This is a genomic window from Rhodanobacter glycinis (assembly GCF_006438785.1).
In the GTDB taxonomy this organism is placed as follows: domain Bacteria; phylum Pseudomonadota; class Gammaproteobacteria; order Xanthomonadales; family Rhodanobacteraceae; genus Rhodanobacter; species Rhodanobacter glycinis_A.
The window spans coordinates 451,838-468,726 of record NZ_RCZB01000002.1 but is presented as its reverse complement, the minus strand read 5'-3'; the positions used below and the strand labels follow the sequence as shown (position 1 = coordinate 468,726).

Here is a 16,889-nt window from a genome sequence, read left to right as displayed (position 1 = left end):
ATCGCACCATGAAGCGGCGACACCAGACCTTCTGCCGGCTCATCGCACTGGGCGCCTGTGGCGTCGCTGCGATCGCGCGCGGGCAGACCGATCAGGGTTTTCTGCTGACCGCCACCGCGAAGGACTTCACCAGTTATTTCCCGGGCCAGCTCGCCAACGGCTATCTCTCGACCCTGACCGCGCCGCGCGGCACCGAAGGCAACCTCGCCTACCTGGTCGCTTTCATGGATTACGCGAAGGACGACATCGCGCGACCCGCGGCCATCCCCGGCTGGACCGAGATCGACTACAGCACCGGCCAGTCCGCCGCCGGCCATTTCTGGATGAACCAGGTCGATCTCTCGCCGGCGGTATTCCAGGATTACCGGCAGACGCTGAATCTCCACGACGCCACCCTGACCACGCGCTATCGCTACCTCGATCACGGCAAGACCACGGCGGTCGAAGTGACGACCTTCGTCAGCCAGGCCTCGCCGCACCTGGCCGCGACGCGACTCTCGATCACGCCGGATTTCGACGGTGAGGTCGAGCTTTCGTTCGCACTCAATACCTGGGCGCCGCATCAGCCGCGCTTTGCGCTGGGCAAGCTGAGTGGCGAGCAGATGCAGGAGCAGGTCGCCTCGCGCAACCTGAAACTGCAGGCGATTCCGCCTGCCACGCCGGACCGCGCGCCGCTGTGGTATCACGGTGACACCCACGTGCTCGACAGCGACGGCGATGCGCACGACCTCACGCTCCAGCTGGACGGCCGCGCCGAGCAAGGCCTGACGATGGCCGAGGCCGCCGCGATCCAGTTGCCGGACGGGGTGAAGCCGCGCGAATCGCGGTTCTACCGCAGCGACTACCGTCTCGCCCTGAACCTGCGCGTGCCGGTGCGCAAGGGCGTCACCTACGCCTTCACCAAGTACGTCGCCGCGTCGCGCGAGGGCTGGGGCGGCGATGCTGCGGCCGATCTCGCGCTGGCGAAGGCGGCGCGAGGCGAAGGCTTCGCCACGCTGCTGGCGGCGCACCAGGCGGCATGGCACGAGCTGTGGCAGACCGACATCCGCATCGACGGCGATCCGCAGGCGCAACGGATCGTGCACTCCGACCTGTACTACCTGCTGTCCAACTCGACCCGCGACACGGCGTGGCCGATCGGCGCCTGCGGCATGACCACCGGCTATGCCGGGCACGCATTCTGGGACAGCGATTCGTGGGTGTTCCCGGCGCTGTTGCTGCTGCATCCGCAACGCGCGAAGTCGCTGGTGATGTTTCGTAGCCGCACCCTGCCGGCCGCCGAACAACGCGCGCGCGAACGCGGCCTGCGCGGCGCGATGTATCCGTGGGAGGCCGACCCGCAGAACGGCAGCGAACAGACCCCGCACTTCGCCTACGTGCTTGGCGAGCGCGAGATCCACGTCAATGCCGACATCGCGATCGCGCAATGGCAGTACTACCTGGCCAGCGGCGACAGGGCGTGGCTGGAGCAGCATGGTTGGCCGGTGATTCGTGCCGTCGCGCAATTCTGGGCCAGCCGGGTGACGTACAACGCGCCGCAACAACGCTATGAAATCCTGCACGTCACCTCGGTCGACGAGGATTACAACGATGTGCCGAACGACACCTTCACCAACGTCTCCGCCGCCAAGGCGCTGCGCATCGCCAGCGCCGCCGCGAAGATCGTGGGTGCCACGCCCGATCCGCGCTGGGCGGACATCGCTGCGCGCATGTATGTACCGTTCTCCGAGAAGGACGGCCATCACCTGGACTTCGACCCCAGCGTGCCGCACGACATCGATTCCTGGGGCGGCAGCGCGCTGCCGATGCTGGCGTATCCCTCGCTCGACCTGCCGATGGACGCGACGCTGCGCCGGCGCGACTTCGACTATGCGCTGGCGCCGATCACGCAGTCGCATCGCGACCCCAACAGCATGGGACTGGCGCCGACCTCGATCGCCGCCGCCACACTGGGCGACGGCGCCGGAGCCAGCGCGTGGTTCCAGCGCAACATCACCGCGAACGTGCTGAAGCCGCCGTTCAACGTGCGCACCGAGACCGCGGGCAACAACACCGGCTACTTCCTCACCGCCGCCGGCGGGCTGTTGCAGAACATCGTCTACGGATTCTCCGGACTGCGCATTGAACAGGACGGACTGGTCGAGGCGTACGCACCGATGCTGCCGCCGCAGTGGAAATCGCTGACGCTCAGGCGCATCGCCTTTCGCGGCAAGCTCTACGACATCGCGATCACCCGCGATGCCAACGGCAAGGTCAGGTTGAACCGCACCTTGCGCGCGACCCCATGACCGGGAGAGACCAGACATGACCGACACACCCAGTCCCGCTTGCGGAAAAGCCCCCGGTGCCGCCCTCCGACATCCTCGCTTGATGAAGACGCTGGCCACGCTGCTGTTGTTTTCCGCATCCGCAGCATCGGCTATGCCGGCCCCGCCGAATCCCGCGAAGACGCGGGCCTATATCGACAAGGCGTGGACCACCCTGACGCGCTCGATGGACGACTGCGCCTCACTGACCGACACCAAGATAGCCAGCCATCCGGTGCTCTATCTGCCGGCGAAGCTGCCCATGCCGGCGCGGCTGGCCGGCGTCGGCAAACGCTGCGGCGTCGACGTGCACACATTGCCGCGCGCCATCGACCGGCTTGGCGACATCGATGCCACGAAGCTGCCCGCGCAGGGCCTGCTCTATCTACCGCACCCCTACGTCGTGCCGGGCGGTTTCTTCAACGAGATGTACGGCTGGGACAGCTACTTCATCGTGATCGGCCTGGCTGCCGACCAGCGCACCGCGCTGGCGAAGGACATGGTCGACAACGCGCTGTTCGAGGTAGCGCAGTACGGTGGCGTGCTCAACGCCAACCGCACCTACTATCTCAGCCGCTCGCAGCCTCCGTTTCTCAGCGCGATGATGGTCGCCGTGCTCGACAATCCGGCGAGCTTCCCCAACGCCGACGCCAGACGCGCCTGGCTGGCCCGCGCATATCCGCTGGCCGTGCGCAACCACGACATCTGGACGCGGCCCGAACACCGCGCCGGCGACACCGGACTCGCGCGCTATTACGACCTGGGCAGCGGCCCCGTGCTGGAGGCGCGCGACAGCGAGTACTACCGCGGCGTCATCAAGTGGTTGCGCGCGCATCCCGCCGACAATCCCGGCTATCTCATCAAGGCAGCGGAACACCCGGACGATGCCGAAGCCGCACGCCTCAAGCCGGCGAGCTGCGACGTGCGCGCCTCGAAGGTCTGCGATGGCGCCTGGCTCGACGGCTACCGCCTCACCGCCGACTACTACCACGGCGACCGCGCCATGCGTGAGTCGGGCTTCGACACCAATGCGCATTTCGGACCCTTCGGCGGCTCGACCCATCACTACGCCGACGTGAGCTTGAACAGCCTGCTCTACCGCTACGAACGCGACCTGCGCGACTTCGCCCTGCAATTGGGCAAGGCGGGCGAAGGCGAACGCTGGGCCAAAGCAGCCGACGCCCGCAAGGCAGCAATGGACAAATACCTGTGGCGTCCGGAGTCCGGCATGTACCGCGACTATGACTTTGTGGCCGGCAAGCCCTCGCCCTATCCCTACCTCACTACCTTTTATCCGTTGTGGGCCGGCGCGGCCTCCGCGCAGCAGGCCGCCGCGGTGCGCGGCAAGCTGGCCATCTTCGAACGCAAGGGTGGCCTGAGCATGGACAACCGCCCCGCCGGCGTGCAGTGGGGTGATCCGTTCGGCTGGGCGCCGACCAACTGGCTTGCCGTGGCCGGCCTGGATGCTTACGGCTTCCATGACGATGCGCGACGCATCGCCGCCAAGTTCACCGCCACGGTGGATCGCAGCTTCGCCACGGACGGCACCATCCGCGAGAAATACAACATGGCGCAAGGCAATGCAGATGTGCGCGTCAGCGCCGGCTATGCCGAGAACGTGATCGGCTTCGGCTGGACCAATGGCGTGTACCTGAAGATGCAGAAAATCCTGCACGGCCCCGATGCCAACGCCTCGCCCGCCGCCACGGACGGCAACGCGAAATGACATCGCCACACCCAAGTCTGGCGACGACCCGCCGCCGTCGCTCCTGATCGAGCCGCTCTCAACCGGGAAGAAAGCCATGCACGCAGCACGTCACCCACAGCCTGCGAGAAATCTCCGGTTTCGCGCCGCGCTGCTCGGCATGGCATTGCTTTGCACGACCGCGTTTGCGCAGCACGCGCCATCGCTTGTGAAGGTCGCCGGCGTGCAGGCCGACGGCAGCGTGACCACGTCCGTGGCGACCATCCCGTACTCGGCGTATGCCTCGCCGCAAGCACGCGCCTTCTTCCCGCAGATGATCGCCGCGGGGAGCAAGGCACCGCCGCTGAGCGCGCCGATCGCGCAAAACCGCGGCTTCTACGACCGCCTCAACAGCGATCGCGCGAAGCGCATGGGGAAACTCTATCCGGTGACCACCCATCGCGAAACGATTGCCGGCGTGGGCACCGACGTGGTGTTGCCCGCGCAGGGCATCGCCGCGAAAAACCGCCGTCGCGTGCTGATCAACCTGCACGGCGGCGCCTTCCTCTGGGGTGCGCACAGCGGCGCCCTGGTCGAATCGATCCCGATCGCCAGCCTCGGCCGCATCAAGGTCGTCAGCGTCGACTACCGGCAGGGACCGGAACATGTGTTTCCGGCGGCCAGCGAGGACGTCGAGGCGGTCTACCGCGCCCTGCTCAAGCGATATCCGGCGAAGAACATCGGTATCTACGGCTGCTCGGCCGGCGGCGTGCTCACCGGCGAGGCGGTGGCATGGATCATCTCGAAAAAGCTGCCGGTGCCGGGCGCGATCGGAACGTTCTGCGGTTCGATCAGCGAGCTCGCCGGCGACTCCACCTACCTTGCGCCCGTACTCAACGGCGACCCGTCACCCGCCGGTCCGCACAAGCTGGTCGACCTGCCGTACTTCAAGGGCGCCAGCGCCAGCGATCCGCTGGTGTTCCCGGCCAATTCGCCCGCGCTGCTGGAGAAATTCCCGCCGACTCTGCTGATCACCGGCACGCGCGACTTCACCATGAGCTCGGTCCTGCATAGCCAGGCACTGCTGACCGCGGCCGGGGCGGACGCCGAGCTGCATGTCTGGGACGGCATGTGGCATTCGTTCTTCTCCGACCCGGAAATGCCCGAATCCCGCGAGGCGTATGCGGTGATGGTGAGCTTCTTCGACCGCAAGCTGGGACGTTAGCAGGCGCCGACAGTCTTTGCCCCGCGGCGCGGGGCCGGGTATTCTCTGTCGTATCGATAGCCACGCGCCGTGCCATGAACCCACAGACCGTCCTGGTCATTGACGACGAACGCGACATCCGCGAACTGCTGACCATCACCCTGGGGCGGATGGACCTGCAAGTCGACGCCGTCGGCACCGTGGGAGAAGCGCGCCGGGCACTGGGCGAACGCAGTTACGACCTGTGCTTCACCGACATGCGCCTGCCGGATGGCAACGGCCAGGAGGTGATCGAACTGATCGCCGCGAATCACCCGGACATGCCGGTGGCGATGATCACCGCTTACGGCAATGTCGACGCCGCGGTGAACGCGCTGAAGGCGGGCGCGTTCGATTTCGTCTCCAAGCCGGTCGACATCCAGATGCTGCGCGGCCTGGTCCGCACCGCCCTGCGACTGGTCGAGGAAAAACGCAATGGCGGCGGCGCGGCGAAAACCAACGACTCCAGCGATCGCCTGATCGGCGACTCCGCAGCGATGCAGCAGGTGCGCGCCACCATCGGCAAGCTGGCACGCAACCAGGCGCCGGTCTACATCGCCGGCGAATCGGGCGTAGGCAAGGAACTGGTGGCGCGGCTGATCCACGAGCAGGGCCCTCGCGCGAGCGGCCCGTTCGTGCCGGTCAACTGTGGCGCGATCCCGTCCGAGCTGATGGAAAGCGAGTTCTTCGGCCACCGCAAGGGCAGCTTCACTGGCGCCAGCGTGGACAAGGAAGGCCTGTTCCAGGCCGCCCAGGGCGGCACGCTGTTTCTCGATGAAGTGGCCGAACTGCCGCTGCACATGCAGGTGAAGCTGCTGCGCGCGATCCAGGAAAAGGCAGTGCGCCCGATCGGCGGCCGCGACGAGATCCCGGTCGACGTGCGCATCCTCTCGGCCACCCACAAGAACCTCGGCCAGCTGGTGGAACAGGGCCAGTTTCGCCAGGATCTGTTCTATCGCATCAACGTGATCGAGCTGCGCGTGCCGCCACTGCGCGAACGTCGCGGCGACGTGCCATTGCTGTCCGCGTTCATCCTCAAGGCGCTGGCCGGCAAGAGCGGCGATGGCGTCGGCCAGCTGTCGCCGGCTGCACGCGACGCGCTGGATGCCTACGATTTTCCCGGCAACGTGCGCGAACTGGAAAACATCCTCGAACGTGCGATGGCGATGTGCGACGGCGCCATCATCGACGCCTCCGACCTGATGCTGCCGCAGCGGGGCGTGCGCGCCGACGCCGTGACGCCAGCCAGGCATGAGGACGCAGCAGCGGGCACGGCACCGGCATCGGCCAGCGCCAACGGCGGCCTCGACGACTACATCAGCAATCTCGAGCGCACCGCCATCGTCAAGGCGCTGGAAGAATCGCGCTACAACAAGACCGCCGCCGCCCGCAAACTCGGCATAACGTTCCGCGCGCTGCGCTACAAGCTGAAGAAGCTCGGCATCGACTGAAGCGGGACAGCCGACGCGCCCTCACACCGAACGCGTCGCCTCCACCGGCGGCACCGCAGCGGCTCGCCGCGCCGGACCGAACACGGCCAGCTGGCCGAGCAGCCACAGCAACAGCGCACCGACGCCAAGCACCCACAGCGGCATCCGCGGCAATTCGTAGTGCGTCATCAGCGACAGGTTCGCGGCGATACCCAGCATCGCGCCCAGCACCACGCCGATGCCCACGATCAGGGCGTTCTCGGTCTGGAAATAGCGCAGGATGTCGCCACGCGTCGCGCCCAGCGCTCGGCGCACGCCAATCGAGCGGCGCCGCTGGCCGACCCAGAAACTGCTCAGGCCGACGATGCCGCCGGCCGTCGCCAGCAGCAGCAACACGCACACCGCGCCCATCATGATCGCCACACCGCGATCGGTGGCGTAAGCCTTTGTGCGCGCCTGGGCCAGCGTGATCACGCCATTCTCCGCGCTGATCAGGCGCATGCGGTTTTGCGCGAGCAGTGCGGCCGGCGCCGAGCGCAGTACCGCCGCGAGCTGGCCCGGTTGCGTGCGCACCAGATAGATCGTGCCGCCGGCATAGGCCGCCCCGTCATCGGAACTGGCGTAACGCGCCGGCACCAGAACGGTGTCCTCATCGATCGAACGCGTGCTGCTGCCCGCGTAGCCACCTTGAAGTCGATCGACCAGGCCGATGATGGTGCTCGGGCCGTCGTCGCTGAGATAGACGCGCTGACCCACCGCCGCCGCGCCGTCCGGGAAAAGCTTGTGGGCCAGGTCGCGCGTGATGATGATCACCGCCGGCCGCGATTTGTCGTAGGCGCCGAGACTGGCAATTTCGTCGGCGCGAAAATTGCGGCCGGCCACCAGCGGGATGCCGAACGTGTCGAGCGCGTGCTCGTCGGCGAAGTAGGAAAGCGCCAGCTGCGCCTTCGTCGTCTGCTCGACCCGATGCTTGATGCGCACCAGCCCGCCCCCGCCTTCTTCCATCGGATAGGCTTCGCTGGAAAACGCGTTCCGCACGCCAGGCAGGCCGCGCAAGGTCGTCAGGTCGCTGCGCATCTGCGCGTCGATGTGTGGCGCATCGGGGCGACCGATCCACTCGTTCTTGATGACGAACAGATGCGCCTCGTCGGTGCCGGTCGCGCGCGACAGATGCACCACCCGCGTCTTGACGATGAACAGCGCATTGCTGACCACGGCCAGGGTCAGCGCGATCTGCAACACGTTCAGTAGCGTTGCCATCTTGTGCCGGCGCAACGCGGCGAGGATCGGGCGTATCGGGGTCATCGTGTTTTTCACCCGTTCGACTTCAGCTGCCACGCCGGTTGCACCTGGGCGGCGCGCCAGGTGGGATAGAGCGCGGCGATCAAGGTGGTGAGTACCGCGGCCAGCACGGTCAGCAGCAACAGCGACGCATCCAGCCGCGCCATCCCGGCAACCTCCGGCTCGAATACGTGACCGACGCCGGCCATGCCCAGCGCCGTCAGCAGCAGGCCGAGCACGCCGCCAGCCAGCCCGATCGCCGCAGCCTCAGTCAGGAACTGACGATAGATCGCCCCGCGCGACGCACCCAGCGCGCGGCGCACGCCGATCTCCGGGGCGCGGCGCATGAAGCGGGCCAGCATCAGGCCGACCACGTTGACGAGACAGATCAATAAAAAACTCACCGAGACGATCAGTGACAGCTCCGAGGCCTTCGGCACCACTTTCATCACGTGCAGCCACTGCCCGACATCGGACAGGCGCACGTTGGGCGGCCAGGCAAAGCGACCGACATGCTGCTGTTCGGCCGCGTAGTTGTGCAGCCAGTCGCGATAGCGCTCCACGTCCGCGCGCGTGGGCAACTCCACCCACGCGGCGATCCACGCGCATTCGCTGTGCAGCACGCTGTCCCAGTTCGGCAGGTCGGGATCGACGGTATTCGTGCTGCAATAGAAATTGCCGCTGGCGGCTTTCTGCAGATCGATGGCTCGGCTGAACGGCAGATACAGCTGTCGCGGATGACTGAAGGGATAGTACGAACTGACCACATCGAAGTAGCGCGGGCTGGGATTCCAGTCGTCCAGCACACCCACGATGCGATAGTTGTGCGTGTCCAGGTTGATCTCGCGGCCCACGCTGTCGACGCCGCCGAACAGCTTCTGGTTGAGCGCGCCGCTGATCACCACCACGGCCGCGCGTTGATCGTCGTCGCTGACCGACCAGCCACCGCCGTAGCGGAACGGCGCGTCGAACATCGCGAAGAAGTCATGGCTGACCGCGTCGCCCTCCTGCGAGGACGGCAGGTGTTGCGCGTCACCCGGCAACACCGTCCACTTGCTACCGTAGATCAGCACCTGCCGCCGCGCTTGCCGCGCGTGGAGCAACGCCACGGCGTCGGTATAGCTGAGCAGCTGCGGCGGCTCGCCTTTCCAGTTGTGCGCCGGGCCGAAGCTGTCGATCTGCGGCACGAACAGCTGGTTCGATTTCCACGGGATCGGGTCGGCCGCGGTGGCGCGGAACACCGCGTAAGTGATCATGCAGGTCGCTACGCCCACGCTCATCAGCACGACCACCAGTGCAGTCAGCGCCTTGCTTCGCCGGCAATGGCGCAGAGCCATGTCGAGGTAATACGCCAGCATGTCTTTCCCCTGGATTGCTGTCCTTGCGTGATCGCACCGCGACCGAATTATCCGCCGACGCCAGCGCCCCCGAGCGCCTTGCGCAGCGTGCGCAGAAGCACCTGGGTGGTGAACGGTTTGTCGACCACGTAGAGGTGCTCCAGCGGCGGCAACTCGTGCAGGTCCGGCGAGGCTCCAGGACGGGCCAGCAGAACCACGCCGCCCAGATAGCCCTGCTCGATCAGCGCGGCCAGCGTGCGCACACCGGTGAACAGGTTCATGTCGGCGTCCAGCACCACCAGGTCGGGCAGGCCGCCAGCCTCGATCCACTGCAACGCAGCGGTACCACTCTGGCTGGCATGCGCCTGATAGCCGTAGGCATCCAGCGTATCGGTCAGCAAGGACAGCTGACCGGCCTCCTCCACCACCACCAGCACGCGCTCGGCGGAGCCTTCCAGGTTGTCCAGCATCTCCATCTGCTCGTCGCTGACCTGCCCCTCCAGCGGGAAATACAGGTCAAAGCGGGTGCCGCGCCCAGGCACGCTGTCCACCCGCATCACGCCGCCGTGGCTGCCGACGATACGCTTGCATGAAAGCAGGCCGAGCCCGGTGCCGGCTTCCTTGGTGGTGAAGAAGGGCTCGAACAGGTGCTCCAGCACTTTCTCATCCATACCTAGGCCGCTGTCGACCACGCTGATGCGCAGATAACGGCCCAGCCGCGACTGTTCTTCGTCCAGGAAGAAATTCTCGGGCAGGTCCATCTGCGATGTCTCGATGCGCAGGTGGCCGCCATCGGGCATCGCCTGGATCGCATTCAGGCATAGATTGAGCAGGCACTGCTGCAGCTCGGTATGGTTGCCCTCGAACGACAGTTCCGGGTCATCGATGGCCAGTTCCATCGTCACCGTGCGCGGGATGCTGCCCTGCATCAGCAAGCCGAACGCGCTGAACAACGCACCCAGCCGCACCTGCTCCGCGCGTCGCGCGCCGCGCGCAAACGACAGCATCGAATGCACCATGTCCAGGCCGCGCTTGCCGCAGTCGCGCACCAGTTTGCCCAGCCGCGCCAGGCGCGGATCGTCCTGGTAATCCTGCAGGCTGTCACCGGCCAGCAGCAGCGGCTGCAACAGGTTGCGCAGGTCGTGGCTGAGGCCGCCGGCAAGCATCGCCAGGCTCTCGAAGCGCTGCGCGCGAACCAGTTCCACCTCGGCCCGGCGACTGGCACGGCGCGAATCCGCCTCGCTCAACGCGCGGCGCACCGCACTGGCCAGCCGGGCCGGATTCTGCTTGAGGATGTAGTCGGTCGCGCCATTGCGCAGCGCCTCGATCGCGGCGTCCTCGCCCAGCGTGGCGGAGACGAAGATGAACGGCAGATCCTCGTCGCGTTTGCGCAGCAGGTCGAGTGCATGCTGGCCGGAAAAGCCGGGCATGCTGAGATCGGACAGCACGATGTGCGGCTTGAACTCGTCCAGCGCGGCAACGAAGCGTGCCTCGTCGTCGACCAGGCACACCTCATAGGTGATGCCATCGCTGTCGAGCTCGGCCAGCACCAGCTCGGCATCGAGCTCGCTGTCCTCCACCTGCAGCACGCGAATGGTCGGCAAGGTTCGAAGTTGCGAGTTTGACATGTTGATTCTCACCACGGTGCTTGCCCGCCTGGCCACCCTCGCACTCGCCGCGAGCCGTGACCGCGTGCTCGCGTTTCCTGCAACCTGCTGAACCTGTCGATAGGCGAATCAATCCTGCTCGGGTGCCTGGTTCAATACCGCCCAGAACTGCCCCAGTGTGCGCACGGCCTCGAAAAACTGATCCACGTCGACCGGTTTGATCACATAGGCATTGGCACCAAGATCCCAGCTGCGCGCCAGATCGCTTTCCTCGCGCGAGGAGGACAGGATCACCACCGGAATCCGTCGCATCCGCTCGTCGGCGCGCATCGCAGTCAGCACGTCCAGCCCGTTCATGCGCGGCATCTTGATGTCCAGCAGCACCACGGCCGGATCGCCCGGCTCACGCGACGCCCACACACCCCGCGCGTACAGATAGTCCAGACATTCCACACCGTCTTCCACATGCACCACCGGGTTGGCCAGGTGTGCTTCGCCCAACGCGTCCATGGCCATTTCGGCATCGGCCATGCTGTCTTCAACCAGCAGGATCGTGCGCAGGTCTTTCTTGTTCATGCATGAATCTCAGGTGTGTGCCCCGGCCATGTCGGTGGCCGGCAGCGAAAAATGAAAACGGGCGCCCTGGCCCGGTTCGGCGTCGGCCCAGACGCGGCCGCCGTGGCGCGCCACGATCCGACGCACGTTGGCCAACCCGATGCCGTTGCCCGGAAACTCGGAAGCGCGATGCAGGCGCTGGAACACGCCAAACAGCTTGTCCGCATACTGCATGTCGAAACCGGCGCCATTGTCGGCCACGGTGAATTCGTAATCGCCCTTGCGATCCTGCTGCATGCTCACCTCGATGCGCGCCACCTCGCACTGGCCGGTGTACTTGACCGCGTTGCCGAGCAGGTTCTGCCATACCGTGCGCAGCATGTTCTCATCACCGATCACCATCGGCAATGACGCGATTTTCCACACGATACGCCGATCCTGCACGCCCGATTCGGCCAGCGCGCAAGCCTCTTCCACCAGCGATTGCATGTCCACCGCCTGCAGCCGCAGCGCGCCGCGGCCGAGGCGCGAAAACACCAGCAGGTCATCGATCAGCAAGGCCATGCGCTGGGCCGAACCGGCAATCACCTCGATGTAGTGACTGACCTTGTCGTCGACGCGATCGCCAAGATGCAGTTCCAGCTTGCGTGCGAACCCGGAAATATGACGCAACGGCGCGCGCAGATCGTGCGATACCGAATAACTGAACGCCTCCAGCTCGCGGTTGACGTCGGAGATCTGGGTCACCTTGCCCTCGAGCTGACGATTGAGCTCGCTCACCTTCTGCTCGGCCAGTGCGCGCGTGGTGACATCGCTCACCGTCAGCAGCAGCGCCGGTGCATCGGTATCCTGCTGCTGCAGGCGACGTGCATTGATCACCACATGGCGATCGACTCCGTCGACGGTGCGCTGGATCACGTCGTGATCCCATAATTCGCGGTCGCGCAGCAGCACGTCGTTCAGCCGTTGCAGCAGGACACTGTCGTTCCATGCGCCTTCGCCAATCCCCGCCAGCGGCTGCGCATTCCGGTTCGGGTCCATACCGTACAGTTCACGGAAGGCGTTGTTCACCAGCAGGCTGTTCAGATCCTTGTCGAACAGCGCGATCGGCTCGCGCACGGCCTGGAAAATCAGCTGCGAACGCAGCACCGCACGGCCCTCGCGTGTCTCGGCCAGCTGACGCTGGCCAATCTGCTGCTCGGACATGATCACGATGATTGTCAGCAGCAGCAGCTGCGCCAGCGCGGTGACGCCGAGCACCACGCGGCCGTCGAAGGCCTGTCGTCGGGCATCCTCCTGACGCTTCTCCAGCAGGCTGTCCTCGGTGTGCACGATGTCGGTAATTTTGTCATTGATCACGAACAGATCGCCGGCATCGCGCAGCGATTGCCGGGCGCCCGCCGTATCGCCCTGCTGCAGACGCGACTGCGCCTGATCCAGCAACGCAATGCGACCGTTGAGGCGGCTTTCCAGTGCACCGATCTGGAGCTGCTGGTCCGGATTGTCGCGGGTCATCTCGCGCAATTGCCGCACCAGTGCAGGCACCTGCTCGCGGGCCAACAGAGCCCGCTTTTGCGTCAACTCATTGCTGTCGCCTGCCAGCAGCCGGTACATGGCCCTTTCGCTGTCACGAGCCAGATAGGCAACCTGATAGGTCACCGCCTTCACCGCATTGGAGTGGGTCACCCGCGCTGCCGCCCGCTGCGCACCACGCGAACTGGAGGACGTGACCACATAGGGTAGCGCCACGATGACCAGCATCGCCAGCAACAGGCCGGCGGTACGCCAGCGCACGACCCCCCGCACTTTCATGTGACTTGCAGCATCGGTCAACCCGACGTGGAAAAGACTGCAGGCATTCTGGCATGTTTCCGCGAACCGTCCGTGAAGCGGCCGGCGTCGCTCACTGGCCGTATCGGCTCATCGCCGCGGGCCGCGTCACATCGCTCTTGCCCCAATCCCGATTCGGCTCAGCCTGCATGCTGAAATGCAGTTCACCGCCGGCCAGGATTTCCGTGTGATGCAGATACGTGCGCTCCAGCGGCTTGCCGTTGAGCGTCACCGCGCCGACATACGGATGCGCGTCATCCAGTGGCGACGCGCTGACCGTGAAGGTGCGAGCGTTGCCGAGATGGATCGCCGCCTTTGCCACGAACGGCCGGCCGATCGCGTACTCGTCGCTGGCCGGCGTCACCGGGTAGAAACCGAGTGCGCTGAATACGTACCAGGCCGACATCTGGCCCAGATCATCATTGCCGGCCATGCCATCCGGACGGGCGGCGTACTGGGTGTCCATGATCTGCTTCAGCCGTTCCTGCGTCTTCCATGGCGCACCGGCGTAGTCATACAGATAGGCGATGTGGTGGCTCGGCTCGTTGCCGTGCGCGTACCAGCCGATCAGGCCGGTGATGTCCTCCACGTTCTTGAAGTGCGAGGCATCGACCTTCGCGTCGAACAAGGCATCGAGCTTGGCGATGAATTTTGCATCGCCGCCCATCGCACGGATCAGTCCGGCCACGTCCTGCGGCACGTACCACGAGTACTGCCACGCATTGCCTTCGGTGTAGTCGCTGCCGTAGCCGGCGGCTTCCGGATTGAACGGCTCGCGAAACTTGCCGTCGCTCAGGCGCGCGCGCATGAAGCCGGTTTGGGGATCCCATGCGTTGCGCCAGTTCGTCGCGCGTTTGACGAAGGTGGCGGCGACATCGTGCTTGCCCATCGCCTTGGCCATCTGTGCCAGCGACCAGTCGTCATAGGCGTATTCCAGCGTCTTGGACGCACCTTCCGGTTCCTTGTCGATCGGCACGTAGCCGAGCTTCATGTAATCGGCGAGGTCGCCATACGGCGCGTAGGTGGCGCTGGCCACCATCGCGCGCATCGCCGCGTCCGCATCGAAACCGCGCACGCCCTTGATGTACGCGTCGGCGATCACCGGCACCGCGTGATAGCCGATCATGCACCACGTCTCCAACCCCTGGTACGCCCACACCGGCAGGATGCCGAACGGACTGGCCTGCTGCGCGGCGATCAGCGAACGGATGAAATCGGTGCTGCGTCCGGGATTCAGCAGCACCATCAGCGGCTGCTGCGCGCGGTACACGTCCCACAGCGACCAGGTCGAATAAAACTCGAAGTCCTTCGCCCGGTGCACCGCATGATCCGGGCCGCGGTAGTCGCCGTTGACGTCCATGCTCAAGGTGGGCGACAGCATCGCGTGGTACAGCGCGGTATAGAACAGCGTGCGGGTGGTCGTCGGCGCGTCGATGTCGATCACCGCCAGCGCCCTGTCCCAGGCGGCTTTCGCCTCGGCGCGACGGGCGTCGAAATCCCAGCCCGATCCATCCTGGTCGAGATTGGCGATCGCGTTCGCCTCGTTCACCGGCGAAATCGCCACCTTCACTTCCAGCGGACGCTTCAGCTTGCCGAAGTCGAACACGCCGACCAGCGCGCGACCGTTCTGCGCGTCGCTGTCCTCGGCCTGATTGCCCGGTCCCTTGAAGCCCTTGTAGGCAATGTCGGCCTCCCGGTTGAGCAACTCGCGCGAGGTCATCGATTGCGAGAAACGCATCGCGAAGCACAGCTCGCGCCCCGGCGCCCAGCCGCGCGTGGTGCGGCAGCCGGTGACGGTGCCGTCCTCATGCACACGCAGGCTGGCCCACGCCACCTTGCCGGCGTAGTCGTAAATGCTCGGACGCAGGTCCAGCAGCACATGCGCCGGTTTGCCGGCCGGGAACGTATAGCGATGCCAGCCGATCCGCCGCCCCGCCGTGAGTTCGGCGCGCACGCCGTAGTCGCTCAGGGTCACCGCATAGTAACCGGCCTGCACCACTTCGCTGTCGTGCGAGAAACGCGAGCGGTAACCGCTACCCGGTTTGCCCGGATCGCCGGGCTCCAGCTTCACGTCGCCGGCAATCGGCATCACCAGCACGTCACCGAGATCGGAGTGACCGGAGCCGGAAAAGTGCGTGTGCGAGAAGCCCATGATGCTGGTGTCGGCGTATTGATAGCCGGCGGCCCACTTATAGGCGTGCTTGACGTCCGGCATCGCGGTGTCCGGCGACAACTGGATCATGCCGAACGGCACCGTGGCGCCGGGAAACGTATGTCCGTCCCCGCCGCTGCCGATGCGCGGATCGACGGAAGCCGCATGACCCGCGGGAATATTCGCCGTCCGGGCACCGGCCGGCACGGCGACCGTGATGCCGACCAGGGCACCGAGCAGGCAGGGAAGCAAACCACGCATTTGAAAACTCATTGTCTTCTCACCTTTGAAACGATCCAGACCGGCACGCTAACATCCGTCGACCGCCAAGGCATGCTGCGCCGCGACGTGCCAAACTACGCCAATAAACTACCTTTGGATCGTTCCAATCCGGCAAACGTGCATGTCTAGCCATATTCCCATCGGGCGCAAGGTAACCCTGAACGACATCGCCGCCGGCTGCGGCGTGTCGCGCGCCACCGTGTCGCTGGTGCTGCGCGGAAGCCCGCTGGTGAACAAGCTCACCCGCGCCCGGGTCGAGGATGAACTGCGCCGGCAGGGCTACGTTTACAACCGCGCGGCGGCCAACCTGCGCCGCAGCACGTCATCCAGCATCGCGCTGGTATTGAACGACCTGGCCAATCCGTTCTTCGCCGAATTTGCCGAAGGCGTGGACGAGGCGCTGGGCGCCGCCGGCTTCGTCACCCTGCTCGGCTGCACCGGCGAATCGGCCGCGCGAGAACAGGCGGTGCTTGGCTCGTTGCTGGAGCACGGCCCGGCCGGCATCATCCTGTCCCCTGCCGAGCACAGCGAGGCGCATCAGGTGCTGGCCGTGGTCGGCCGGCGCGTGCCGCTGCTGCTGTTCAACCGTGAACTGGACGGCACCCTGCCCGAGTTCGCGCACTGGGATCAGCTGATGCTGGACAACCAGCATGGCGCCCGCCTGGCGACCGAACATCTGATCGCCCGCGGTCATCAGCGCATTGCGTTTTTCGGCGGCCATCACGATTCCAGCTCATGCCGGCAGCGTCTTGCCGGCTATCTGGAGGCGATGCGCACCGCCGGACTGCGCACCGAGCCACACTGGCAAGTGGAATGTGCACCGACCCGACTCGACGCGGCCCACCGCACCAGTGCACTGTTCGACACCATGAACGTGCCGACCGCAGCGGTCTGCTACAACGACGCCGTCGCGCTCGGCCTGATGCTCGGCCTCAATCAGCGCGGCCTGCGCCCGGGCCAGGATTTCGCGCTGACCGGCTTCGATGACATCGCCGAGGCAGCGCTGGGCATGCCTCCGCTGACCACCTTGTCGACTGCACCGCAGGAGCGCGGCCGACAGGCGGCGCAACTGGTCATGCAACGATTGCAGCAACCACTGGCCGCCAGCCAGCAGACCATCGCACCGGTGCAATTGGTGGTACGCGAAAGCAGCTGCCCACCACCCGCCAACTGACTCACTCT

The 16,889-nt window shown here is 65.8% G+C and carries 11 protein-coding genes; 5 read left to right on the top strand and 6 right to left on the bottom strand.

The features are described from left to right. Positions 1–8: 8 nt before the first annotated feature. The 4 genes from EAH75_RS10160 to EAH75_RS10145 all read left to right on the top strand — a co-directional run bounded on the left by EAH75_RS10160 (position 9) and on the right by EAH75_RS10145 (position 6,684). Positions 9–2,288, top strand: coding sequence for a glycosyl hydrolase family 65 protein (locus EAH75_RS10160; RefSeq protein ID WP_140648509.1), 2,280 nt, complete (start codon positions 9–11; stop codon positions 2,286–2,288). A 133-nt stretch (positions 2,289–2,421) separates the two neighbouring features. Continuing rightward, a complete protein-coding gene (locus EAH75_RS10155; protein ID WP_241668929.1) occupies positions 2,422–4,032 on the top strand; it encodes an alpha,alpha-trehalase in 1,611 nt (536 codons plus the stop codon). 76 nt (positions 4,033–4,108) lie between these two features. Then, positions 4,109–5,215: an alpha/beta hydrolase gene (locus EAH75_RS10150; RefSeq protein WP_241668928.1), complete on the top strand. Its 1,107-nt coding sequence runs from the start codon at positions 4,109–4,111 to the stop codon at positions 5,213–5,215. Positions 5,216–5,289: 74 nt separating this feature from the next. Further along, a complete protein-coding gene (locus EAH75_RS10145; RefSeq protein WP_140648508.1) occupies positions 5,290–6,684 on the top strand; it encodes a sigma-54-dependent transcriptional regulator in 1,395 nt (464 codons plus the stop codon). Between the two features lie 21 nt (positions 6,685–6,705). Here EAH75_RS10145 and EAH75_RS10140 read toward each other — a convergent pair whose 3' ends face one another. From EAH75_RS10140 to EAH75_RS10115, 6 genes are all read right to left on the bottom strand, one after another. Continuing rightward, positions 6,706–7,968 carry an ABC transporter permease gene (locus EAH75_RS10140; protein ID WP_140805346.1) on the bottom strand — a complete coding sequence of 421 codons (1,263 nt, stop codon included), beginning with the start codon at positions 7,966–7,968 and terminating at the stop codon, positions 6,706–6,708. Between the two features lie 8 nt (positions 7,969–7,976). Beyond that, positions 7,977–9,302 (bottom strand): ABC transporter permease, encoded by a 1,326-nt coding sequence (locus EAH75_RS10135; protein WP_140648506.1) that lies wholly within the window; start codon positions 9,300–9,302, stop codon positions 7,977–7,979. A 47-nt stretch (positions 9,303–9,349) separates the two neighbouring features. After that, entirely contained in the window at positions 9,350–10,909 is a 1,560-nt protein-coding gene (locus EAH75_RS10130; RefSeq protein WP_193557761.1) for a response regulator, read from the bottom strand. A gap of 108 nt (positions 10,910–11,017) precedes the next feature. Beyond that, on the bottom strand, positions 11,018–11,464 hold the full coding sequence (locus EAH75_RS10125) for a response regulator (RefSeq protein ID WP_140648505.1): 447 nt from the start codon (positions 11,462–11,464) through the stop codon (positions 11,018–11,020). A 9-nt stretch (positions 11,465–11,473) separates the two neighbouring features. Beyond that, positions 11,474–13,255 (bottom strand): sensor histidine kinase, encoded by a 1,782-nt coding sequence (locus EAH75_RS10120; protein WP_140648504.1) that lies wholly within the window; start codon positions 13,253–13,255, stop codon positions 11,474–11,476. A 91-nt stretch (positions 13,256–13,346) separates the two neighbouring features. After that, positions 13,347–15,698 carry a GH92 family glycosyl hydrolase gene (locus EAH75_RS10115; RefSeq protein WP_170212208.1) on the bottom strand — a complete coding sequence of 784 codons (2,352 nt, stop codon included), beginning with the start codon at positions 15,696–15,698 and terminating at the stop codon, positions 13,347–13,349. A 130-nt stretch (positions 15,699–15,828) separates the two neighbouring features. On the opposite strand from EAH75_RS10115, the gene EAH75_RS10110 reads away from it, so the two are divergent. Next, complete coding sequence (locus tag EAH75_RS10110) at positions 15,829–16,881, top strand: LacI family DNA-binding transcriptional regulator (RefSeq protein ID WP_140648502.1); 1,053 nt, start codon at positions 15,829–15,831, stop codon at positions 16,879–16,881. Positions 16,882–16,889: the final 8 nt, after the last annotated feature.